The following is a 23,823-nucleotide window of genomic DNA, read 5'->3' on the forward strand; positions in this document are numbered from 1 at the left end:
GTTAACTTATTGCAATAGACACATACTGTGTTTCTAAGAAAGCTTCTATTCCTTCACGTCCACCTTCACGTCCAACTCCACTCTCTTTCATCCCACCAAATGGAGCTTGAACAGCTGAAGGTGCTCCATCATTCCAACCGACAATACCAAAGTTTAGTTGCTCGATTAAAAGAGTACCTTTAGCCACGCTGTCAGTAAAGACATAGGCAGCTAATCCATATGGAGTATCATTTGCAAAAGAAATTGCTTCTTCCATTGTTTCTACTTTTTGAATAGGTGCCACAGGTCCAAATGTTTCTTCCTGCATAACGATCATTGACGGATTTACATTACTAATGACTGTAGGGGCATAGAAAGTCCCTCCATTATTTGAAATTTCATTACCACCCGTTTCGATTTTAGCTCCTTTAGATAGTGCATCCTCAACATGATGGCTCACTTTTTCGAGACTCGCTTGATTGATTAGTGGTCCAATGCTCACTTCTGTTTCGGCACCATTTCCGACTTTCATCAAATTAACTGCTGCAGAAAATTTCTCTACAAATTCGTCATGAATACCTGATTGTACATATATTCGATTAGCGCAAACGCATGTTTGACCAGCGTTTCTAAATTTTGAAGCAATTGCACCTTTTACTGCTAATTCCACATTGGCATCATTTAATACAATCAACGGTGCATGTCCACCTAGTTCGAGTGATAATCGTTTCACTTGATGTGCACTTTGCTTAATTAAAATTTTCCCAACTTCAGTAGAGCCGGTAAAAGTAACTTTACGAATCTTTTCATTTTCCATTATAGCTTTTCCAATTTGACTTGAAGAGCCAGTCACCAAGTTAATAACACCTTTAGGAAAACCAGCCTCTTCACATAACTCCAACATTTTTATAGCTGTTAAAGGACTATCGCTAGATGGTTTAATCACAATTGTGCAACCAGCCGCTAAAGCCGGCCCCATTTTTCTAGTTAACATAGCAGCAGGGAAATTCCATGGTGTGATAGCAGCAACAACTCCTACTGGTCTTTTCCATACTTGCAAACGTTTATTCGTCATATGAGAAGGCAAGATTTCTCCATACACACGTTTTCCTTCTTCAGCGTACCATTCTAGAAAAGCTGCAGCGTAAATTACTTCTCCTCTTGCTTCATTTATTGGCTTGCCCATTTCTGCAGTCATAATTTGTGCTAATTCATCTTGATGTTCTACCATCAGTTCATGTAATTTTTTTAAATAACTTGCACGCTCATAAGCGGTTGTTTTTGACCATGTTTGAAATGCATCATAAGCAGCATCAATTGCTTGGTTTGCTTCTACTTCCCCACCAATTGGCACGCTACCTACAATTTGGCCATTGGCTGGATTTACTACATCTAATACTTCAAGATCTTTTCCAACCCATTCACCGTTTATATACATTAAATAGTTTTTCTCGTCCAATGTTTGATTCATTCAATCAGTCTCCATTCTTAAGTTCACTAGTATAAGTTCAATCTTCTTCAAGTATACGTTTTATTTCTTTATTCATATGTTCATCAGACTTGTCAGGCCCATACTTGGACATCGATACTTTATATAAAATTAAACCTATTAGTACCCAAACAATAATGATAATCCACTCATAAGGCCAAATAAGAGCAGAAGGCATCCCTGGCATATAGAGAAGACCTATTCCAAAAGACATGAATACGGCAATCCAACCAACTGCACTACCACCTCGAACCAGATACGGACGCTTCATATCTGGACGTTTTTTACGAAGAATAACAAATGATAGAGCCACCATTAACCAAGCGACAATTAATGCGAACCCACCTGCATCAACAAGCCATACGAGTGCAGGTCTTCCGAAGAATGGTGCTAATGTTGTTAATACCGCGATTAATAAAATTGCTTTATGTGGTGTCTTGTACTTTGGATGAAGCTCACCAAGGGATTTTGGAAGCATGCCTGCTTTGGCAAGTGCATAAATAGCACGACTTCCTCCTATATAGAAGCCGATCCAACTCGACAGTATTCCTCCTATTCCACCTAAGACAAGGACATTCCCCATCATTTGACTGCCTCCAAAAGCTTTCGCCATCGCATCTGCTGTCACCAAGTTGGAATTGGAAATTTCCGTAGGAGTTAATACGCGCGATACACCGATGATGATGGAAACATACCATGTAATTGCCAAGATGACAGAGAATATTAATAATTGGCCAATCCTTTTGCGTGGAAGATTAATCTCTTCCGCAGCTTGTGGAATTACATTAAATCCAACAAACATAAATGGGGTCATAATTAAAACAATCATGATTCCTGCAGTTCCTTTTTCAAAAAACGGCTTCATGTTCTCCATATTTCCTGCTATTGAACTTCCAGTGACCAATAATACACCGGATATAATGATGATTAAAGTTAGAATTGACATAATGATACTTGATAACTGTATGCCACGGTAATTGATCCAAGCAATAAGAATGGAGCCTATTACGCCTACTGCTACCCACGTAATATTGACATCCCAACCCGCAATTGTATACAGATAACCCATACTATAGTTTGGCACTAAATATTCAAAAACAGTGGGAAGAGCAACTGCCTCAAATGCTACAACGGATACATACCCGAGAACAACTGCCCAAGTTGTTATGAACGAAGCAGTCCTTCCCATTGCTGCGTAACTATAAAATAATTCCCCGCCTGTAAGTGGAAGGGCGGCGGCTAACTCCGCATACGTAAGCCCAACAAAGATAACGAGGAGACCACCAATTAAGAATGCTAAAATAGCTCCCATGGATCCCGCTTCTGTAATCCAAAGTCCAGCGGTTACAACCCAACCCCATCCAATCATCGCCCCTAAAGCAAGAGCAAGAACGTCCTTATTACCTAATACTTTCAACAACTGTTGATCTTTCATTTATTTTCCTCCGTTCAAGCTCATGATGTTTGCTTTAGAGTTTTAATAATTGACTTACTAACTCCTGTTTAACAGTCAATACAGACTCACGTAATTTTTCAATGAGTGTTTGTATTTGCTCTTTTGTAATTGTTAATGGAGGAGAAAAACAGATAATGTCAGAATCGTCATATGTGACAGCCCGGCAAATTACGCCTCTTTCATGTAAAGCCTCTATCACTCTCGGTGCCAATTTCAAATTTGGCGAAATAGGATCATGTAAAATTTCCATCGCTCCTAGAAGTCCAATCGTACGAACATCCCCAACAATTCTCAATTCCGCTTTTATCTCCTTCAAACCTTTTAATAGTTCCTCTCCCATCAATCTGGAGTTTTCAACTAGCCCTTCATGTTCCAAGATTTCGATATTCTTTAGCGCAACTGCTGCCCCAGTTGGATGTCCACTATACGTAAAGCCATGGAACAAGACACCCTCTGACTTCTCCTTCAACACTTCATGAATTTCATCTGATACAATGACACCCCCAAGAGGAAAATACCCACTTGTGACACCTTTAGCAAAAGTTATTAAATCCGGCTCAACATTCCAGTGCTCAATTCCGAACATTTTTCCAGTACGCCCAAAACCAGTGATTACTTCGTCAGCGACAAACAAGATTCCATACTCATCACACAGTTTACGCACTTCCTGGAAATAATCACTTGGAGGAATAAGAACACCGCCTGCTCCTTGAACAGGTTCCACTAATAATGCGGCAACCGTCTCTGGCCCTTCGTTCTCAATTACTTCTCTGATAGATGCAATTGATTTAATTGTCCCAACTTCATAAGGATTTTTAGCATGGGCAAAACCTGTTTCCATGTGTCCCGCCATATTCCAAAACTCTGGAATTCCAGTTGCACTAGTCGCACCAACCGCAACCCCATGATAGCCTCTCTTAAGCGAAATGATTTTATTTCGGTCATGTTGGCCTTGGATTTTCCAATAATGACGAACTAGTTTTATAGCCGAGTCATTTGACTCTGACCCTCCAGATGTGAAAAATACTGCATTTAATTTAGGTGGAGCAAGATCGGCAATTTTTTTAGCTAACATGATAGCAGGTTCATGACTGAACGTTGAAAAAGCTGAACTATAAGCTAACTTTTTCATCTGCTCCATTGCAACTTCTGCTATTTCTGTTCTCCCGTGTCCAATATTGACATTCCATAAGGACGACATAGCATCAATGAATACTTTTCCATCAATGGTTGTTAAATAAATGCCCTCCCCTTTTTCAATAATTAGTTTTGCCCCTTTTTCTTGTTGCAGTTGAATGGATGACGTCGGGTGAATAAAGTGCTTCTTGTCCAATTCGATTAATTCTTTCATATTCATATTCATTTCCTCCTCAATTTTTAGTAGTTTATTAAAATACCAAACGCTAAAAAATAAGCGAACACATACGTTAGGTACAGGTATTACTATATGTGCATTTCAATCCCAAACAGATACATAACATCTCAATTAGACAATGCATTATTAGTAGATTGAAAGTAGAACCTAAGTAAAAGATAATCCAACTGAAAGCGTCTTCATTGTATATATTTATTAGTGTCTAAATTAAAAAAGCCAATTATAAAGACAAGGGATAGTTAAATAAGTCCCGTCTGTATAACTGGCTTCTATCTACTTATAGCTCCATTTATACAATAGAGTCTGAAAGATTTGGCAGTTAGTTAATTTATTACTATTACTCTCAATATAACAATCAATTATTTTTCTGTCAATGGATTATGAAAATTCCGAATACATTAAATTAACTAAATATCCTATTTTCAACTAATTCTATCTTGTAACATACATAACCCTTTAACTTATTTAATAGTCTACAAATCAAAAGGTCCATTTCACTCAAGAAATGGACCTTTTAATATGTCTTCATTAATGAAGAGAAGCTCAGATTACATAAAAACACTCTTTTCTATCTGCTTCATTTTGTAGAAGTACCCTTTTTTATTCATAAGTTCTTCAAACGAACCTCTTTCGATGATTATTCCTTGTTCCATTACAATTATTTGATCCATCAATTCTAGTCCCGTCAAACGATGACTAACGAGAACAAGTGTATCGTGCTTCGCTAATTGGAAGAGATGACGATAGATGGATTGTTCTGCTAAAGCGTCCACCGAAGAAGTTGGCTCATCCAATAACCATAAATGTCCCCCTTTTAACATGGCTCTAGCAATAGCTAGTCTCTGTTTTTCACCGCCAGACAGATTCTCACCTTTTTCAAATACTAAGTCTTTTAAAGATAAGGATTCTAGATTTACTTTCGCTAACATTTCAACCATTTGTTCATCAGTTAGTCCATCTTTTGCGATAAGTAAGTTATCGCGTATCGTTCCGTAGAAGAAATGATTTTCTTGTAAAATGATATTTGTTTCTCGCCAAATATTTTCTTGGGTTAGCTTACTAATGGGAACTCCGTCTATCTTGATCGTCCCTCCATCTGCTTGATAAAACTTCATTAACAGCTGTAACAAGGTTGATTTTCCTGAGCCACTCGGTCCAACAATTGCTGTTTTTGAACCCTCAGGTAAGTTCAGTGAAACCTTGTTAAGTACCAGACGACTGTCAGTTGGGTAAGAAAATGTTACATCCATCATGTCAATCTCTAGAGATTTGGAACTAGTGATACTTTCCATTTTCTTTAATAGATTTTCTTTTTGTAGAGTAACGTCTGTAACAGAAAAGAGTCGAGTTGCCGCCCTTCTGCTATCTTCCAAATGACTAGGTAAAATAGCCATTGGCGTAGCATTTTCGAATACAGTCAATGAAATCATCATAAGCATCGCTAAAAAAATGCCATCTAATTGACCCTCAACCACTAAATAAGCACCCAATGCCAACACAATCCAGGAGACGAATAGCCCAGCAAACAGATTCAACGCAAGGTTGAACTTGTCTGTTATTCCCTTCCTTTCCTGCTCTTTGACGTAAGCATCTGATGATTTGATTAATCGTTGTTTTTTCCCTTCTAACTTCTGGTATATTTTCAAATCTCGGAACCCATAAAGTAGCTCAGTCACATCTGTAGATAATTCACCACGCTCTTCCCTGACATTGGATTCAATCGTTCTTTGGCGTACCGCGAAAAGTGCAGGTAAGATAAAACCTGTAAGAAGCAAACCAACGATTAAGGCGAATGCCACATAAATCGAGTAAAAGGTAAGGAATAAAATGGTACTTAAAAAGACAGTAATCAGAATAATTGGCGGGTAAAATACGCGTATAAAGAAATTTTGTAGACTTTCAACATCTCCTACAATACGCGCAAGTAGATCTCCACTTCGGTATTTTTGAAAAATACTCGGTGCCGACGGCTCAAGCCTTTCGTAAAATGAGACTCGTAAATTACTCAATATTGAAAAGGTTGCACGATGCGAGAAATAACGTTCCGCATATCGACTTAATGCTGAAGCTATACCGAAAAGCTTTAGCGAAGCCATCATGATTGTCAGTGTGTATAGAGGAGGGGAAAGAGCAGCTTTTGAAATTAAATAGCCACTTGAAGCAAAAAGACCAACTGCAGCAATACCTGCGATGAAACCGAAGAAAACCGAAAAAAGTATATCCTTTTTCTCAGTAACCACTAATTTTATTACTATTGCTATATCCTTCATTGCGTGTCGCCTCCTTTTTGAACCGACACCATATTACGATATTCTTCCACTGAATTAATAAGCTCTGTATGAGTTCCTTCAGCCCATAGGTTCCCATCTGTTAGGAATAAAATTTTATCCGCGTTCTTAATTGTATGAAGACGGTGCGCGACAGTAATGACGGTAGAATATTTCGATAATTCTTTTATAGATGCTTGCAGTATTTGCTCTGTTTGAAGGTCAAGACCTGTTGTCGGCTCATCAAACAAAATGATTGATGGTCTCTTTAAAAATGCTCTGGCAATGGCAATTCGCTGTTTCTCCCCACCTGAAAGTCCTCTTCCTGCTTCTCCAATAGGCGTATCATATCCTTGTTTTAGAGACTCAATCATTTCGGATATACCAGCTTTTTTAGCAGCCTCCTCTACTTCCAGTCGAGTAACTTGTCGGTTCCCACCAATTACTATATTTTCTTCAATTGTCCCGGAAAATAGGTAGGGTTGTTGAGAAATATAACTCAATTGATCAAACCATTCCTTTTCATTATAGTCACTTCGAGAACGACCATTGACGAGTATTTCTCCTTCAGTATGACCGACTAGACCAGCAATTACATGTAACAGCGTAGTTTTTCCGGAACCGCTCCTACCTACAATAGCCACTTGTCCATACGGAGGAATCTCTGCCTGAATATTTTTTAATGCAAATCTATTTTCACCGTATGTGAATCCCATTCCATTCAATTCAATTGATGGTGGAGTTGATTCGTACTTTGAGTTATTATCATCCCATTGCATAGCCGATTCGTTTTCAACCAATTCTTCCATTACTAATTTTGCAGCGCTCATACTGCTTCTTCCTGTATGAAATGCACTGCCTAAGTCTTTCAAGGATAAAAAGAATTCAGGCACCAGTACTAATACAAAAAATGCGGCAAAGAACGAAATGCTATCAAAAACAATGAGACGAAATCCAATTTCAAGCGCAATGATTCCAATGCTGAGCATGGAAATAAACTCGAGCATCAAGGAAGACAAGAAGGCAACCTTCAATACTTCCATCGTCGCATCCCGAAAATCGAGACTACTTTTGCGAATCCCTTCTTTTTGCTGTGCTGATCTTCCAAATAATTTAAGTGTCGTCAAGCCTTGAAGTGTATCTAAAAAACGCCCAGAAAATGCTGTCATTTTTTCCATTTGTTCATCCGACTTCTTTTTGGTTTTAATCCCAATAATGATCATGAAAATCGGAATAAAAGGAGCTGTAAACAGGATGATTAAACCTGTATACATATGCTGCGAAAATATAATGATCAACACTATTAATGGAACAATCATCGTTTGAATCATTTGTGGGATATACTTACTGAAATAGCTATCGATTTCATCAACAGCATCCATCATGACACTCACTTTTCTACCTGACTGTCCAGTAAGTGATGCCTGTATAGGATTTGTTGAAAAGTTATGTAACAATGTCATTCTGATGCCTCGTTTTACTTTTGACGCCATTTTCACTCCAGTCCGTCCATTTAAATAAATCAGCATGGCTCTTACAAAAAAGACAAGTAAAAGAGCACCTAATAATGGAATAACATCTTGAAATGAATGCCCTTTAAGAAAAATCTTATCGACAATCGTGACGACAAAGTATGCTTGCCCAATAATTGAGAAAGCTATCAAAATTGATATGATTACCAAAGTAACTATCGTTTTTTTCTCTGCATATGCTAGTTTTTTTAGCTGTTCCATAAACGTTTTTACTCCTACCTTTTAAATGATATGTGATATTTGAGTAAATTACATCACGGTTATAACATCTATTGTAGAAGATTTCAAATTAATAAGCGAAAGCGAGGACTTAATTTAACTGTGACAATATTGTATCCAAGAATTCAAAGAAGCTGAGTTTAACCTATTAAAAGGTTGAACCCAGCTTCTAGTATTAGCTCCACATAACTGACTGTCATGGACTAAATAATTAAAATAGCTACAGATTTCTTACTAGCGAACATTAAATAGGCTAAAGTAAGGAAAATTAATCATTTTCACTATTAAACCAATTGATAAATCCGTCCATATTTCTCTTCTAAATACTCCACTAAGTATGTCGCATTTAATCCCTCACCAGTTGCATCTTGAAGAATTTCTAATGGTTTCTTCATACTGCCATGACGATGAACTTTCTCCGTTAACCAATCTTTAATCGGTTCTAAATTTCCGTTTGCACAAAGGTCATCAAAGTGTGGAAGATCTATCAACATAGCTGATTTCAGTTGAGAAGCGTACAAAAATCCGAGTGCATAAGATGGGAAGTAGCCAAATGCCCCACCTGCCCAGTGAACATCTTGTAAAATCCCTTCCGCATCATTTGTTGGTCGTACACCTAAGTATTCTTCATATTTATCATTCCAAATTTGAGGAAGCTCTTCAACTTGCATATCTCCATTAAATAACCCTTTTTCGATTTCGTAACGAATCATAATATGAAGTGGATAAGTTAATTCGTCAGCCTCAATTCGAATGAGCGATGACTTGGATTCATTGATGGCTGCTAAGAAATCCATTACTGCAACATGACCAAATTGTTCAGGCGCGTATGCTTGAAGAGTTGAAAAGTTCTGTTCCCAAAACTTTTCGTTACGGCCTACAAAGTTTTCATAAAATAATGACTGTGATTCATGGATTCCCATTGATGTTCCAGTTGAAAGGGGTAATCCTTCTAATTCAGCTGAGATATTTTGTTCGTATAATGCATGACCACATTCATGTATAGTTCCGAAAATCGCTGTCCGGAAATCATTTTCATCATATTTTGTCGTTATTCGAACATCACCACGATTTAAACCGGTAGCGAAAGGATGTACGGTTTCATCTAAGCGTCCAGCGTTGAAGTCATAACCAAGCTGTTTTAAGATGTCTAAACTAAATTGTTTTTGCTTTTCTTTTGGAAAATATTTAAATAAGAAATCTGTTTTAGGTTGATTTGGTGATTCAGCTATCTTTTTCGCTAAAGGAACAATTTTATTTCTTAATTCACCAAATACGTTATCAAGAATTTCCGTCGTCATTCCTGGCTCATATTCATTAAGTAGTGTGTTGTAAGGGTTGTTATCTTTTACTCCCCAGAAAGAAACGAATCTTTTAGTCGTTTCAACGATTTCTTTTAAATATGGGAAAAATAAAGAGAAATCGGATTTTTCTTTAGCTTCTTCCCATACAGACTCCGCTTTTGATGTCAAAATCACAAAATCTCTATATTCATCTGCAGGAATTTTTTTACTCATATTGTATTCTTTTCTCATTTTTTCAACAGTTCGTTTTGTTATTAAATCCAAAGATTCTAAGTTATTTTCTAGTTCTACTAGCATTTCCGCTAATTCATCAGAAGTTTGCATACCAAATACTTCAGAAGATAAAGTGCCAATTACTTGTGAACGTTGTTCGATTCCTTTTTTCGGAGCACCAGTTCGTAAGTCCCAATACATAAGGCCAATCGCTTCCGAATAAGCTTGCATCTTTTTAACATAATTAATAAATTTCTCTGTCGTTTCCATGTCAAACCTCCTAAATACTAAAACATCTCTTTTATTTTATCATAAAGACTGAAAAGTTTTTCAATTAAACCAACAATTATTAGTGCGACCAACTTCTCATAAATGTACTTTTAATATTTAAGACTCTTCTTCATACCAAGGATTCAAGTGAATAAGAACTTCATCTACATCATGATGATTTTCCAAAATAATTTTCTTAATTTTGCGTGAAATATCATGTCCTTCTTGAATCGTCATATCCCCTGGAATACTAGCACGAATGTCTACAAGTATATAATGACCATGCTCCCTAGCCCGTAAGCGATCAATACGTTTTACCTCCGGAACTAAGTTAATTAAGTTAGCAAAGTCATTCAATCTTTCTTGAACTACGGTTTTTTCCATAAGTATATCTAAGGCTTCTTTACCAATCTCATAAGCTAGTTTGAAAACAAAAACGGATACAATAATACCCGCAAACGGATCTCCGTAAGATAGGATATGAATACTAAAAATATCGCCAATCAAGGAGAGACCAATCCCTAAAACTGCGGCAATAGAAGCATAAACATCGGCAAGATGGTCATACGCTGTCGCAATTAATCCTTTGCTATTAGTCAATTTTCCAATTCGAATTGTATACACGTATAAAACCTGTTTCCAGACAAGAGAAATGAAAGCTATTAGTAGAGCCAGGTAGCTTCCTTTGGCGGGTTCCTCGAAGAATGCAGAAATTGCTTCATAAGCAATATAAATTGCTGCCATTCCTAAAATTATCGCTATAATAGCAGAACTTATTACCTCAGCTTTGCCGTGCCCATAAGGATGGTCTTCATCTGCTGGACGTTTAGAAATACGCATGGATATTAAAGCAGCACAGGATGCTATAACATCCCCAGCATTATGAAACCCATCGGCAAGAAGAACTGGACTTTTTACAATAAAACCAACGCTAATCTTAAGTCCAGTTAATATAACGTTACTTATTAAACTAATCCACACAGCTATGATTGAAGCATTAGAATTGTTACCTTTGAACATAACTTGGTACCTCCACTAAAAGTTTTTCCCTTAGGCAACAAAAACCCTTGACTGTTTTCAGTCAAGGGTTTTTGGAAGACTATTTAAAGTTCGATTAATTGTAAGGAGAGTCATATCAATCACTCATTAAATTCAGACGTCTAAAAATAATAACATGGATATATCTATATAACAAGACGCTCTAGTTGGAAAGTTGATTAAATCATCTGGTTATGAATGTATTAATAAATTAAACCCAATTTATTTCAACAGGTAGAACATGAGAGAATGATGTACTCAATTGTTTTTCTTCATTAGATAGTAATAAATGAATCGACCCGTGATCGGCGGATGTGCGAATAAGACGTCCCATACCTTGTTGTAGACGAAGTAACATAAATGGCAACTCTACTTCTTCAAAAGGATTATTAGAGAATTTTCGCTTTGCATCAAATAAAGGATCATGTGGTGGAAATGGTAAATCAAAAATAATTACGCGCGTTAATGCTTCTGCTGGCAAATCGAGACCTTCCCATAAATGATAAGAACATAATGTCGAGATAAGACCTGCTTGGAAATCACGCACTATGGAAGATAATTCTCGTTCCCCTTCAAAAACCATGCCCAATCTTTCTTCAGCTGTTAGAGTGTGTTCAAAATTCACCATATCATGCTTTGATTTAAATAGTAATAGTGTTGGTTCCTTTGAGTCTACAAGTAACTCTTTCGCTTTTTGAGCTTTTGTCATATTAACTATAGAATGACCAAAAATTTTCATAACTTCATCGTAATCAAATGGTGATGGTACGCTAAACGAATGATATTGATCAATACCAAGCGCATCCGAAATATACGTAAAGTCCTTGTTTATGGACAATGTTGCTGAAGAGAATACCACTGGTAGTTTACTTGTAAATAGTTTTTCATTTAATATGTCTGTTACCAATCGTGGCATAATGACAAGTGTTTCCAGACCATCTTTTTCTTCTAACCAATCAACTGCATCACTCTTTTGAACAAATAATTTAAGAGAAAATACATATTGTTCTAAATACTCTTCAAACATACGAAGATCGTATTCGTCGATTGTATAAAGTTCAGACTCAAATACAAATTCTTCAAGAATTTGATCGACTAAGTTAACAATCTGACGTCCTATTTGCAGTACAAGATCGGTTTTCTTTATATGTAGACGTTCTCCTTCTTCTCCATATGCATGTACAAGCAATTCCTTAAAAAAGTCATCATGTGAATCTTGCAACTTTTCAAGCAAGCGTAATGTTTTTTCACGCACGCCATCTTGAGCAACACGATCAATTAATGATACAAGCGTTTGACTTTGTACTTCATACGTTAAAGCACGTTGAGCAGCAAATTCTAATAGATGACCTTCATCTAAAATAATCATTGAAGTTTCAGGTAGTAGAGGCATTTGGCCTTCACGTAAACGCGATTCCTTCGTCCAAACATGCTCCATTAAAAAATCATGTGAACAAATAATTAAATCTGCTGCTTCACGGTAATTTTGACGATGGATTGTTTGACCACAACGATTGCGAATATCACAAACAGCACATTGCTGAATTGGATGGTAATTCACTTTTTGCCAGTCTTCATCGTTAACGTCTGGAAAAGCGCTGCGTTCACCATATGGATGAACAGGCTGCAATGATTGATGACCATAAACAAAGTCAGGAATACCATCTTCAATCTCTAATAAAAAATCCTCATTATTCGTTTTTTGTTCATGTTCAAGTCTCTTTAAACATAAGTATTGGTCACGAGATTTAGCTAAACGAACATCGATATTCCAACCTAGTGTATCTTGAAGCTTTTGAATATCGCCTTCTTTTTTTACAAGTTGGTCGATCAGTGTTTCATCTGCACATGAGATTAATGCAGGTTTTCCTGTATAGCGAGCATATGAAATGGCAGGCAGTAAATAGGCGATGGTCTTTCCTGTTCCCACACCTGCTTCTGCAAACAAAACACTTTTCTCTTTTAGTGATTTTTCAATTTGATAGGCCATGAATATTTGCTCATCACGACATTCAAATCCTTTTTCAGGTAATTCATCATATAGGACATCTCCTATCCAATCACTGAGCGATTCGAAAAACGAACGGTCTTTGGATAGTGCAAATGGTAAATTTTCTTTCATATAAATCCCCTTTCAAACGATAACAAAACGGATAGGTTGACCTATCCGTTTCGTGTACTAATCACGAGGTGATTTTCTACCCCAATATTGATAATATTCTGTTTGAATAAATCCATTAAATAATTTACGTTTTTTAGTGGCTCTTCGTCCATATAATGTTTCAAAGTCTTCCATTGAAGACAACATATAAACAGACCATGATGGATGATCGTCCATTATACGTCCCAAATCATCAATCATATCACCTATGACATCGATGTCGCCAATACGCTCACCATAAGGTGGATTTCCAATCATCACTCCATCTAAAGAAGTGGATGTGAAATCTCGTAGTGGACGTTGTTTCCAATGAATTAAGTCAGAAAAACCAGCTTCAATTGCATTTTTTTTTGCAATATCAACCATTCTAGGATCAATATCAGAACCTGTAATATCTAAAGGTTGGTCGTATTTGGCTAAATCTTCTGCTTCTATACGAACTTCATCCCATATTTTTTTTGACATCCAAGGCCAGTCTTCGCTTAAAAATCCACGATTATACCCAGGTGCTAAGTTTTGTCCAATCATTGCAGCTTCAATAGGAATCGTTCCTGAACCACAGACAGGATCCACAAACGGTCTATTCGGATTCCACTTCGAAATATAAACTAGGGCCGCAGCTAGTGTTTCTTTTAATGGTGCTTCCCCTTGTTCTAAACGATAACCACGTTTATGTAGCCCAACACCACTTGTATCAATGCTTAGCTTTACAACATCTTTTAATATACTCACTTCAATCTTAAATGTTGGACCAGATTCATCTAAAAATCCTATTCGTTTGTGTGCTAACTTTAATCGTTCGACGATTGCTTTTTTAACAATCGCTTGGCAATCTGGCACGCTAAACAATGTTGATTTTACGGATTTCCCTTGAACAGGAAACGCTGCATCCACCGATAAATATTTTTCCCAAGGAATAGCTTTAGTTTGTTCAAATAATTGATCAAATGTAGTCGCTTTAAAGTCACCCGCAATAATTTTGACTCTGTCCGCAACACGAAGCCACATATTGGCACGTGCAATTGCAAGTTCGTCACCCTCAAAGTAAATTTTACCGTTTTCTGTTTTAGTTTCAAATCCTAATGCTTTTACTTCATCTGCCACAATGGATTCTAAGCCCATAGCTGATGTAGCTACTAATCGATGAGTCGTCATCTTCTCATCCTTTCTTTTACCTATATTTCATAAATGTTCTTCTCTATTAAGAAAAGCTCTCCGAATTAGTGGAGAGCTTGTACAATCAAGTATAACCAATTAGAAAACCCAATAAGCCATGTTTTGTTATCACGTACTCAAACGGCTTACGCCTCGTACAAGTGATTAGTAATCATCTATCTACAGACAAAGTCTGTCCCTCAATTCGTTTAATTCCTGCATGAGAGTGCCCCTACCATAATTTGGGTTTCTCGCTCGTGGGGTTTACCTCGTTCCACCTGAAACGTTTCCGAGTCAGCTCCGTCACTGTGGCACTTTCAGAGAACTTTGACCATATCCGAAGACTTAGGTGTTATTCCCGCCGTCAGCTTTTACACTGCCTTAGCTTATTTTTTGGCTAAGCACGAACATTACGGTCATCTCAGAACCGTGCGAGCATGGACTTTCCTCTACAACGTCTAGCGTTGCAGCGATTACCTGGATTAACTAAATGGTCTCCATATTATACTTGATTTGGATCAGTAAATCAATCCAATTATTAATGTTCAATTATTCGTACAACTTACTGCCAAAAACATGTTTCTCCAGGTTAGAAAGTCGTTTTAAAATATCAAAATTCGTTGTACCTGTTGTTGTTGGTGCAGCTTGACGTTTTGGTGCTTCTTCTAATTCGCCTTTTAAGCGTCTGTTTTCTACTTTTAACGTTTCAATTGTTTGCATAAAAGTATTGTAGTCTTGAATGACATCATCTAAAAACTGATCTACTTCATCTATTTGATATCCACGTACACCCTTTTTAAATTCTTTCTCTAAAATGATTTCTGGAGTTAATTTCGTATCCATATACATCATCCTTCCATTGTTACATGAGATTTATTATAGCATAAAGATCGTTTTAAAGGTCATTTGAAAATGTATTATGTGTCGAAATCTGCGCTTGCCCGGGAAATAGTCTGTTTATTTATTATGCGTTGTAAACGCTTATTAAATTCCATCTTTTTTCGGTCTTTTTGTAGTGGTTTCAAATTCTTAGTTTGATGTAAAAGTAGAACTGCTAATTCAACATGGCCTATTGCAGCATCAAAATCTTTTTTAACATGCTCTGCTATTTTCGCTAGTTCTTCATACGTTTTTATTTGCCACACATCAGACAAATTAGTAAGTGATTTCTCAAAAGCTTCGTATGCAAAATTCATTTGTTTGCGTCGTTTATATTCAAATCCTAAATAGTAAAAAGCTTGAGCAGCTTCACTCTTACTGTATTGGCTAATAATTTCTTCGAAAGCAACTTGACCTCTATCAAAGTCTTTTAAATCTGAAAACCACTTTCCAATATTTGTAGAGGAGACACTTGAATCATTATATTGGTCTTGTAAAATTAACTTAGTCGTATGAACATATAAGGTAAGTAGTGATAATATGTCCCATTCATTATGTTTTAGCACTTTTAATAGCGTGGTAGGATTTCCACTCTTTACTGCATCTAAATATATAATTGGAGCTAAATGACCAGGAATATCTCCCACTCTCTTGAATCCAAGTTTCTCTTCTTCAATTTGGACAAGTTTGAATTGATCGAGTTCATTTCGCCAAATTCTTCTCGATCCATGAAGTAAATCGATATGTACAGGATCCGCTAATCGTGGTAAATGTTCTCGATTTAATATCCACCGCGTCTGTAACTGTGGCCAGTCAAAACTTTTTCCATTATAAGTGACAACAGTATGGCCTGGTTTCCATAAGTTGGATTCATAAAGGAAAGCAGCTTCATTACTAGGGTCCGCTAACACATGTTGAGTCATTTCAAAATGACCCTTTTTCCAAACCAATTGTCCAATTAAAAAAATATAGGTACCTGTGCCTTTTAAACCTGTAGTTTCTGTATCAAAAAAGATGACTTGTTGTCCTTCTGTTGAAATGGGATGAACACCTTGAAATGAATTCCACAAAGCTAGTGCATCAAAGACTTCACTCAGTTTAATATCGCCATGAATATGGTCAAGATCATAGATAATCTTTTTCTCGAAAACAATACCAAATTCATTTTCAATAACTGTTAATCCAGCTTTTACCCACTCATCTGTATATTTTGGTTTTTGGGGAACAACAAAAGGAGTCAGCAATTGTGGTTTTACTGGCTTTTTTTTAATCAGCTTTTTCATTTGTAAAAGATTTTTTTCAAATGACATAGGATTCACCTTTTAATTGATTCTATTTGCAAATATAGGAGAAGCTTCAGCACTTCACCTTTTAAACCAGCTTCAGCATCTTGTGGCCCAATACACGCAGGACACCCCTGGTCACATGGACAAAATGTAACATGTTGTTCTACATGGGCTAGTAGTTCTGGCCACACTTCAAATACACGTTCACTAATGCCAATTCCCCCTGGGTAGCTATCATAAACAAAAAATGTGGGCAGTTCTGCATGAATTGATTTCACTTGTGGTACTACATGAATATCACGACGATCACATTGGACAAATAAGGGGATAAACGATGCAATAGACGATGCAGTTCCTGTCATAGCATCTGAAAGCATGGCTTCTGTCCATCCTTGTGGTCTTTCAAAGCTCAACCAACTTGAAGACGTATGTAATTCTTCTGGAGGTAGTTGAATTGGTCCTGACCCGATATTGTCATGTGTATCGAAACGGATTTTCTTGAACATCGTTGCCATTGCTATTATAGAGATATCTCCATAGCTTATAGAACCATTGTGATGAACTTTATTTTGGTCTTCACTCATCACTTTTAGTTCAATTGCTAAATTGGCATCTGTAAAATAATCAACGTCAACTTCTCGTACAAATGCTTTCTTTTCTTCCCAGTCCAATTTTTCTACTTGGAATTGAATCCCTTGATGTAGATAAATCGCTTCTTCATGAAGCAGTGTCATCGCACTATAACGATCCATTTCACCAATTACTTTTGTTGAAGCTGGTATGGTTTTATCAATTATTATGACATTTTCCTGTGATGCGGAGCGTAGACTGATTTCATGTGCTGGAAAACGATCACTCATCCAGTGCCATTTGTCTGAAGTTCTCACTAATATACCTTCTGCTTCTAAATAGGCAAGTAATTCTTGAATTTCAAACTCACCGTATTGTTCAGTCGTTTTAAAAGGCAATTCAAATGACGCACATTTTAAATGATCCATTAAAATGATTAAATTGTCAGGATGTATACGGGCTTCTTCAGGCGACTGTCCAAGTAAGAATGACGGATGATTTACAATATATTGATCTAGTGTAGTCGATTGTGCAACATAGATAATAAGTGCTTCATCTTGTCTTCTCCCTGCTCTACCGGCTTGCTGCCAAGCACTCGCAATATTCCCAGGGTATCCAGTCATTATGCAAGCTTGCAATTGACCAATATCTACTCCTAGTTCTAAAGCATTTGTACTAACCACAGTTCGGATGGTACCTTCACGTAGCCCTTTTTCAATCAACCTACGTTCAGAAGGTAAATAGCCTCCACGGTATCCTCTAATAGATTCATCATTTATTTTCTTTTTGTTTAACTCTTTTAAATAGGTAACTAGCATTTCAACTCGAACTCTACTTTTAGCAAAAACGATTGTTTGAATTTCTTCTTTATACAAACGCTTTGCCAAATCTCTTACTTCTAAGATGGCACTTCGTCTTACACCAAACGTTGGATGAACAATCGGTGGATTATAAAATATGAAATTCTTTTTACCTGACGGTGCACCGTTTTGATCGATAAGTTTATGAGACTCGTTAGTAAGCGATTCTGCTAATTCTTTTGGATTTGCAATCGTTGCAGAAGTACAAATAAAAACCGGATTACTTCCATAATATTGACAAATACGCTTTAACCGCCGTAACACATGTGCAACATGACTACCAAAAACACCTTTATATGTATGGAGTTCATCTACTACGATAAATTTTAAGTTTTCAAATAATGAAACCCATTTCGTATGGTGAGGTAAAATTCCCGAATGTAGCATATCTGGATTTGTTAATACAATGTGTCCGGCCTTTCTTACTTTTGTGCGAATTGCTGGCGAAGTATCCCCATCGTATGTGTAACTCAAAATATCTTGATTCATTTGTTCGATTAATAAATTCAAATCAGATTTTTGGTCTTGTGCGAGAGCTTTGGTTGGAAATAAATATAGAGCACGTGAAGACGTATCTTCTACGATTGACTGTAAAACTGGTAAATGATAACAAAGTGATTTTCCAGATGCTGTAGGTGTAATCGCTGTAAAAGATTGACCGTCTCTCGCGGTATCATAAGCTTGTCGCTGATGGCTATATAGTTGATTTATTCCTCTTTTTTTTAATGCTTGTTTAATCGAGGAATGCAAATCTTCCGGAAAATCCGCTAAAGAAGCCTCTTTTTCCTCTATAGTGTGCCAATGAACGATACGTTCTCTCATAACTGGGTCTTGCTTCCATTCCTTAAGAAGATCACTTATCTTTTGTTTCTTGATCAAGCTTTTCACCTTCTAGCTGTTGAACATGTATAAATGTTTGCAATGTATAACAAGTTGATTGTATCGACTGAGCAAATCTTTTTTTGCCTGTCTCTTTATAAAATGATTGAACAACATATTGATTGAAAGCTTCAATAGCTGCGTCAATTTGTTGGATTCTCATATGTTTTGGACGTTTATCATCAAGCCATATTCTTGCCTGTTCTCTCCATTCAATTAAAAAGGCATGCCACTGATCGGCATGAGGTTTAACTTGCGAAAAAAAATCTGGTGTTGAGTCCGTATTACGCATTTCTTGGTGACGAGTTAAACATGTTTGACTTTCTTCTAAAATCAATTTTGTGTGTTCGTTTAACTTCATTTAATCAGCCCCTTTATTACAGTTAATAATAACAAAAAAAAGTGGTTTTAACCACTTTTACGGGAACAGATATTCCATTCTACTAATTTTTCGGTTTCCTGTAATGCTTTGCCTACTCGGTACCCTTTATCGATAACAGTTTGCGTTTGAGTCGATCTTTCTTGAATAAAACGAGCTTCTAAAATATGCTCGACCAATGACAATTGTTCAATTAATAGTTCAATTCTTCTCATCATGCATCCCTCCAGTTGTTATCAAATTCTGCATTTAATGAAGAATTCCTTTCTCGATGACAAAACTAGAAGTATTATGCTAATACCTTTGATAATTCGACACACAAACTTGAAACCTTCAAGAGAGAATATCGTCTAGTAGTATGTGGTTATGATACACTGATACCCGAGGTGACGAGCTTGGAAATTAACTACCCGAACGGTAAAATTTACACTCCTAAAAAAAATAATAGTGAAAATCGTTCAAAAAAGGATTATTCCTATAGTAATAGGGGAAAAACGTTAGAGGATGAGATTAATGAAACGAATGACTACTACATGCAAAAAGGTACAGCCGTCATCCACAAGAAACCAGTACCGATTCAAGTAGTCAAAGTAGAATATCCATCCAGAAGTGCCGCTGTCATAAAGGAAGCTTATTACCGTACTGCTTCGACGACAGATTTCAATGGGGTCTGGAAAGGGCTACATGTGGATTTTGAAGCGAAAGAAACAAAAAATAAAACCTCGTTTCCTTTAAAAAATATCCACGCTCACCAAATTGACCACATGCGACTAGTCACAGAACAAAAAGGAATCACCTTTTTAATTGTTCGGTTTTCATTGATTAACCGCTATTTCATTCTACCATTTAAACCCTTGCAAGATGCTTGGAATGTAATGTGCAATGGTGGTAAAAAATCAATACCGTTCGACTTTTTTGAACAACACGCCTTTGAAATAGTCCCAGGAGCATACCCTCCGATAGACTATTTACAAGGAGTAACAAGGATGCTTTCAGAGTAATCTGTAAAGCCACGAAAGTGAGGCGTCGATCGTGAGCGAAAATATTAACTCTCGTGGACAACGAAGAAAAGAATTAGAGAAACAGAAGAAAAGCAAAAAGATATCTAAAATAGGTTGGATTAGACGCATTGTAGTTGCCATTTTTATCATCGGATTAGCGGGTTTATTATTCGGTGGAGGACTTTTTGCATTTTACGCTAGCTCTGCCCCAAAATTAGATGAAGAATCGTTGAAAGATCCAATTACATCCGTAATTTTAGATAAAAATGATGATGTATTCGCTACAATTGGCTCACCAGAAAAACGTGATTACGTAAATTATAAGGATATACCAAAAGGCATGGAAGATGCGATTTTAGCAACTGAAGATGTGCGTTTCTATAAACATAATGGAATAGATTTTTATCGTTTAGGTGGAGCAGTTCTTGCAAACATTACAAGTGGTTTTGGTTCACAAGGTGCAAGTACAATAACACAGCAAGTGATTAAAAATTCATTTCTTCAAAATGAAAAAACGTTAAAACGTAAAGCACAAGAAGCCTACCTTTCCTATCAACTAGAAAAGAAATACGAAAAAGAAGAAATTTTTGAAATGTACTTTAACAAAGTATTAATGTCCGGTAATATATACGGATTTGGTACTGCTTCAAATAGCTTTTTCGGTAGAGATATTAAAGATTTGAAGTTGCATGAGATGGCTTTGTTAGCTGGTATGCCACAAAGTCCAAACAATTATCACCCTTTTGATGACCCAGAGGCTGCAGAAAAACGCCGTAATATTGTGTTACGACTTATGGAACAACATGGAAAAATAACGAAAGCAGAAATGGAAGAACAACAAGCGATTCCTATTGCAGAAGGATTGTTGCCTGAAGAAAAACGTCAAATTTCTAAAGCAAATAAATATGACGCTTATATAGATATTGTAAAAAAAGAATTAGCAGCAAAAGGTGAAGATGATTCACTAAATTATGGAATAAAAATTTACACCACCCTTGATCCACAAGCTCAAGTTTCGGTTGAAGAAGCACTAGCTAGTGCAAACTTCCCTACTGAAAGCATGCAAGCTGGTATGACCGTACTCGATACCAAAACAGGTGCAATCGTCGCAGTAGGTGGCGGTAGAAATTATGAAAATGGAACAAATTATGCAAGACAAACCGATCGTTCAATAGGCTCCACTGTTAAGCCTATTCTTGATTATGGTCCTGCTATCGAATATTTAGACTGGTCAACTGGACACACAATTGTTGATGAAAAAATGACATACGCAGATGGGCAACAAATTCGTAATTTCGATGGTGATTATTTAGGTTCTATGACGATAAGAGAAGCATTATTTCGTTCTAGAAATATTCCGGCTGTAAAGACGTTTAATGAATTAGATGCAGGAAAGCGAAAAGAGTTTGCAAATAAGTTAGGCTTTACAGGAGATTCTCTTGATTATGAATCTGCTGCAATTGGTGGAACGTATAATAAAATTAATACAATGAAATTAGCTGCCTCATATGCAGCATTCGGTAATGCAGGGATTTATTCAGAACCTTACACTATTCGAGAAATTGTCTTCCGTGATGGAGAAACGAAAAAAACCTATAAACCAAAATCTACACCTGCCATGAAGGATTCAACTGCTTACATGGTAACTGATATGTTACGTGATGTAGTAAGTGAGCGAAGTGGTTCAACCGGTAAAGCAGCAAACGTTTCCGGACTTGATGTGGCTGGTAAAACAGGTACAACTAATTATGATGCAGATGAATTTAATAAGTATAATTTAAAAGATGGATCAGCACCTGATGTTTGGTTTGCTGGTTACACTTCAAACTATTCAATCGCAGTTTGGACAGGATATCATACACGAAAAGACGCAATTGATACAACTAATCAAAATGAACGTACATTTGCTCAAAGATTATTTAAAGAAGTTATGACAAATGTATCTACAGGTAATAACACAGCAAGTTTCAAACGTCCAAATTCAGTTATTGAAGCAACCGTTGAAGTAGGCACTTCCCCTCTTCGACTTGCAAGTGAATTTACACCTGCAAGCTTAAAGCGCACAGAATTATTCGTTCGCGGGTCAGAGCCAACACAAGTATCTTATGAATACGAAAAAGTTGAAGTCGATGCTCCAACAAAACTAAAAGCAGACTATAGTGAAGGCGATCAAACTGCTACCTTATCTTGGGACCATAAATCACCTTCTAAACGCGGCAAAAAAAGTAATCTTGATGTAGCATTTGAAGTTTCCTATGCCATTGATGGAGGTACCCCTACCGTTCTTCAGAGTACAAGCCAAAAAGGCTTAATTGTTACAGGGATTGCACCAGGAAGTACGTATACATTTACTGTTGTAGCAATAGCAGATAATATCAGAAGTTCACCAGCAAGCACTACTTTAGAAATTGATGCTGTTGAAGTACCTGAACCGGTTGAAGAAGAAATTTCAGAAGAAGATAAAGACGAGGAAAAAGATAAAGATAAAGAAAAAGACAAAGACAAAGATAAAGAAGCACCACCTGCAGAAGAACCAACACCTCCTGTAGAAGAGCCAACGCCACCTATAGAAGAACCAACACCTCCTGGAGATGGCGATGATGATTCTACTGATGAAGCAACAGACACAATTATAGATGAAGCAAAAGCAGCTTTATCTAATAGACAAAATAACTGACCTTACATCCTCAACTCCATAACGAAAAAAAAAAGCAGATCTGTGAAAAGATCTGCTTTTTTTTATTTAAATTTAATTAAATGAAGCTATTTTATTATTTCTTTAACTGGCTAATCTAGTTGATAATGTGGAATTCTACTTGAATTATTGAACTGCAAGAACAATTGAAAATTAATTGGATACCAACACTTTATTCATACGTTTTTTACCTTCTCTACATATTGATAAAAGTGGACACACTGAGCATTGTGGGTTTTGTGCTTTACAATGATAACGTCCGAAGAATATGAGTTGATGATGTGTACGCGTCCACTTGTCTTTTGGCGTCTTCTTCATAATTGTTTCTTCTACTTGGAGAACAGAATCTTTCCATCTGCAAAGTCCCAATCGTTTCGATACACGTTCTACATGCGTATCAACTGCTAATGCGGGGATATTAAACGCAACTGATACGACTACATTAGCTGTTTTCCGCCCCACTCCAGGAAGTGTTGTTAATAAATCTCGATTTTCTGGAATTGCTCCGTCAAATTGTTCTATTACCATTCGACTTAAGGCTTGAATGTTTTTGGCTTTATTACGAAATAGTCCAATTGATCGAATATCGTTTTGAAGCTCTTCTATAGGAACATTCAAATAGTCTTGAGGTGTTTGATACTTTGCAAATAAACTTGGTGTCACTCTGTTAACTAGCACATCTGTACATTGTGCGGAAAGTAATGTAGCGATTGTCAGCTCAAATGGATTACTATGAACGAGCTCACAATGGGCATCGGGGAACATTCTGTCCATTTCTGATAAACAGTACTCCCATTGAACTTTTGTTATCATATA

Annotated in this window: 17 protein-coding genes and 1 other RNA gene; 2 read left to right on the forward strand and 16 right to left on the reverse strand. The window is 36.8% G+C overall.

The features are described 5' to 3' along the window. Position 1: 1 nt before the first annotated feature. The 15 genes from E2636_RS09155 to E2636_RS09225 all read right to left on the reverse strand — a co-directional run bounded on the left by E2636_RS09155 (position 2) and on the right by E2636_RS09225 (position 19,526). Positions 2 to 1,450 carry an NAD-dependent succinate-semialdehyde dehydrogenase gene (locus tag E2636_RS09155; RefSeq protein ID WP_134209932.1) on the reverse strand — a complete coding sequence of 483 codons (1,449 nt, stop codon included), beginning with the start codon at positions 1,448 to 1,450 and terminating at the stop codon, positions 2 to 4. 37 nt (positions 1,451 to 1,487) lie between these two features. Then, a complete protein-coding gene (locus E2636_RS09160; RefSeq protein WP_134209933.1) occupies positions 1,488 to 2,903 on the reverse strand; it encodes an APC family permease in 1,416 nt (471 codons plus the stop codon). A gap of 34 nt (positions 2,904 to 2,937) precedes the next feature. After that, on the reverse strand, positions 2,938 to 4,275 hold the full coding sequence (locus E2636_RS09165; protein WP_166669593.1) for an aminotransferase family protein: 1,338 nt from the start codon (positions 4,273 to 4,275) through the stop codon (positions 2,938 to 2,940). Positions 4,276 to 4,847: 572 nt separating this feature from the next. Beyond that, entirely contained in the window at positions 4,848 to 6,569 is a 1,722-nt protein-coding gene (gene cydC / locus E2636_RS09170) for a thiol reductant ABC exporter subunit CydC (protein WP_134209935.1), read from the reverse strand. Next, positions 6,566 to 8,299, reverse strand: coding sequence for a thiol reductant ABC exporter subunit CydD (gene cydD, locus E2636_RS09175; RefSeq protein ID WP_134209936.1), 1,734 nt, complete (start codon positions 8,297 to 8,299; stop codon positions 6,566 to 6,568). Before cydD ends, cydC begins: the two co-directional genes overlap by 4 nt. A 302-nt stretch (positions 8,300 to 8,601) precedes the next feature. Then, a complete protein-coding gene (locus tag E2636_RS09180; protein ID WP_134209937.1) occupies positions 8,602 to 10,104 on the reverse strand; it encodes a carboxypeptidase M32 in 1,503 nt (500 codons plus the stop codon). 117 nt (positions 10,105 to 10,221) lie between these two features. Continuing rightward, positions 10,222 to 11,124, reverse strand: coding sequence for a cation diffusion facilitator family transporter (locus E2636_RS09185; RefSeq protein WP_134209938.1), 903 nt, complete (start codon positions 11,122 to 11,124; stop codon positions 10,222 to 10,224). Positions 11,125 to 11,353: 229 nt separating this feature from the next. Beyond that, positions 11,354 to 13,264, reverse strand: coding sequence for an ATP-dependent DNA helicase (locus E2636_RS09190; RefSeq protein ID WP_134209939.1), 1,911 nt, complete (start codon positions 13,262 to 13,264; stop codon positions 11,354 to 11,356). A gap of 57 nt (positions 13,265 to 13,321) precedes the next feature. Next, entirely contained in the window at positions 13,322 to 14,458 is a 1,137-nt protein-coding gene (locus E2636_RS09195; protein WP_134209940.1) for a THUMP domain-containing class I SAM-dependent RNA methyltransferase, read from the reverse strand. A 107-nt stretch (positions 14,459 to 14,565) separates the two neighbouring features. Then, positions 14,566 to 14,943: RNase P RNA component class B (gene rnpB / locus E2636_RS09200), an RNA gene on the reverse strand. 64 nt (positions 14,944 to 15,007) lie between these two features. Beyond that, the gene (gene gpsB / locus E2636_RS09205) at positions 15,008 to 15,301 is read right to left on the reverse strand and encodes a cell division regulator GpsB (RefSeq protein ID WP_017380653.1); all 294 of its coding nucleotides are present in this window, start codon (positions 15,299 to 15,301) and stop codon (positions 15,008 to 15,010) included. A 74-nt stretch (positions 15,302 to 15,375) separates the two neighbouring features. Further along, positions 15,376 to 16,620, reverse strand: coding sequence for a ribonuclease H-like domain-containing protein (locus tag E2636_RS09210; RefSeq protein ID WP_243840755.1), 1,245 nt, complete (start codon positions 16,618 to 16,620; stop codon positions 15,376 to 15,378). A gap of 32 nt (positions 16,621 to 16,652) precedes the next feature. Next, positions 16,653 to 18,932, reverse strand: coding sequence for a DEAD/DEAH box helicase (locus tag E2636_RS09215; RefSeq protein ID WP_279587116.1), 2,280 nt, complete (start codon positions 18,930 to 18,932; stop codon positions 16,653 to 16,655). Then, positions 18,907 to 19,293 carry a DUF1798 family protein gene (locus E2636_RS09220; RefSeq protein ID WP_134209942.1) on the reverse strand — a complete coding sequence of 129 codons (387 nt, stop codon included), beginning with the start codon at positions 19,291 to 19,293 and terminating at the stop codon, positions 18,907 to 18,909. Before E2636_RS09220 ends, E2636_RS09215 begins: the two co-directional genes overlap by 26 nt. Positions 19,294 to 19,340: 47 nt before the next feature. Next, complete coding sequence (locus E2636_RS09225) at positions 19,341 to 19,526, reverse strand: hypothetical protein (RefSeq protein WP_134209943.1); 186 nt, start codon at positions 19,524 to 19,526, stop codon at positions 19,341 to 19,343. Positions 19,527 to 19,706: 180 nt separating this feature from the next. Here E2636_RS09225 and recU point away from each other — a divergent pair, with 180 nt between their 5' ends. Further along, positions 19,707 to 20,312 (forward strand): Holliday junction resolvase RecU, encoded by a 606-nt coding sequence (recU, locus tag E2636_RS09230; RefSeq protein ID WP_134209944.1) that lies wholly within the window; start codon positions 19,707 to 19,709, stop codon positions 20,310 to 20,312. A gap of 31 nt (positions 20,313 to 20,343) precedes the next feature. Further along, positions 20,344 to 22,989, forward strand: a complete 2,646-nt coding sequence (locus tag E2636_RS09235; protein WP_134209945.1) for a penicillin-binding protein 1A — start codon at positions 20,344 to 20,346, stop codon at positions 22,987 to 22,989. Between the two features lie 171 nt (positions 22,990 to 23,160). Here E2636_RS09235 and nth read toward each other — a convergent pair whose 3' ends face one another. Beyond that, a complete protein-coding gene (gene nth, locus E2636_RS09240) occupies positions 23,161 to 23,820 on the reverse strand; it encodes an endonuclease III (protein WP_017381870.1) in 660 nt (219 codons plus the stop codon). Positions 23,821 to 23,823: the final 3 nt, after the last annotated feature.

The organism is Paenisporosarcina antarctica (genome assembly GCF_004367585.1).
Classification (GTDB): Bacteria; Bacillota; Bacilli; order Bacillales_A; family Planococcaceae; genus Paenisporosarcina; species Paenisporosarcina antarctica.

Excerpts from the sequence above, each read along its gene's own strand:
- E2636_RS09155 (WP_134209932.1), bottom strand. The coding sequence starts at position 1,450 with ATGAATCAAACATTGGACGAGAAAAACTATTTAATGTATATAAACGGT.
- E2636_RS09160 (WP_134209933.1), bottom strand. The coding sequence starts at position 2,903 with ATGAAAGATCAACAGTTGTTGAAAGTATTAGGTAATAAGGACGTTCTT.
- E2636_RS09165 (WP_166669593.1), bottom strand. The coding sequence starts at position 4,275 with ATGAAAGAATTAATCGAATTGGACAAGAAGCACTTTATTCACCCGACG.
- cydC (WP_134209935.1), bottom strand. The coding sequence starts at position 6,569 with ATGAAGGATATAGCAATAGTAATAAAATTAGTGGTTACTGAGAAAAAG.
- cydD (WP_134209936.1), bottom strand. The coding sequence starts at position 8,299 with ATGGAACAGCTAAAAAAACTAGCATATGCAGAGAAAAAAACGATAGTT.
- E2636_RS09180 (WP_134209937.1), bottom strand. The coding sequence starts at position 10,104 with ATGGAAACGACAGAGAAATTTATTAATTATGTTAAAAAGATGCAAGCT.
- E2636_RS09185 (WP_134209938.1), bottom strand. The coding sequence starts at position 11,124 with ATGTTCAAAGGTAACAATTCTAATGCTTCAATCATAGCTGTGTGGATT.
- E2636_RS09190 (WP_134209939.1), bottom strand. The coding sequence starts at position 13,264 with ATGAAAGAAAATTTACCATTTGCACTATCCAAAGACCGTTCGTTTTTC.
- E2636_RS09195 (WP_134209940.1), bottom strand. The coding sequence starts at position 14,458 with ATGACGACTCATCGATTAGTAGCTACATCAGCTATGGGCTTAGAATCC.
- gpsB (WP_017380653.1), bottom strand. The coding sequence starts at position 15,301 with ATGGATACGAAATTAACTCCAGAAATCATTTTAGAGAAAGAATTTAAA.
- E2636_RS09210 (WP_243840755.1), bottom strand. The coding sequence starts at position 16,620 with ATGAAAAAGCTGATTAAAAAAAAGCCAGTAAAACCACAATTGCTGACT.
- E2636_RS09220 (WP_134209942.1), bottom strand. The coding sequence starts at position 19,293 with ATGAAGTTAAACGAACACACAAAATTGATTTTAGAAGAAAGTCAAACA.
- E2636_RS09225 (WP_134209943.1), bottom strand. The coding sequence starts at position 19,526 with ATGAGAAGAATTGAACTATTAATTGAACAATTGTCATTGGTCGAGCAT.
- nth (WP_017381870.1), bottom strand. The coding sequence starts at position 23,820 with ATGATAACAAAAGTTCAATGGGAGTACTGTTTATCAGAAATGGACAGA.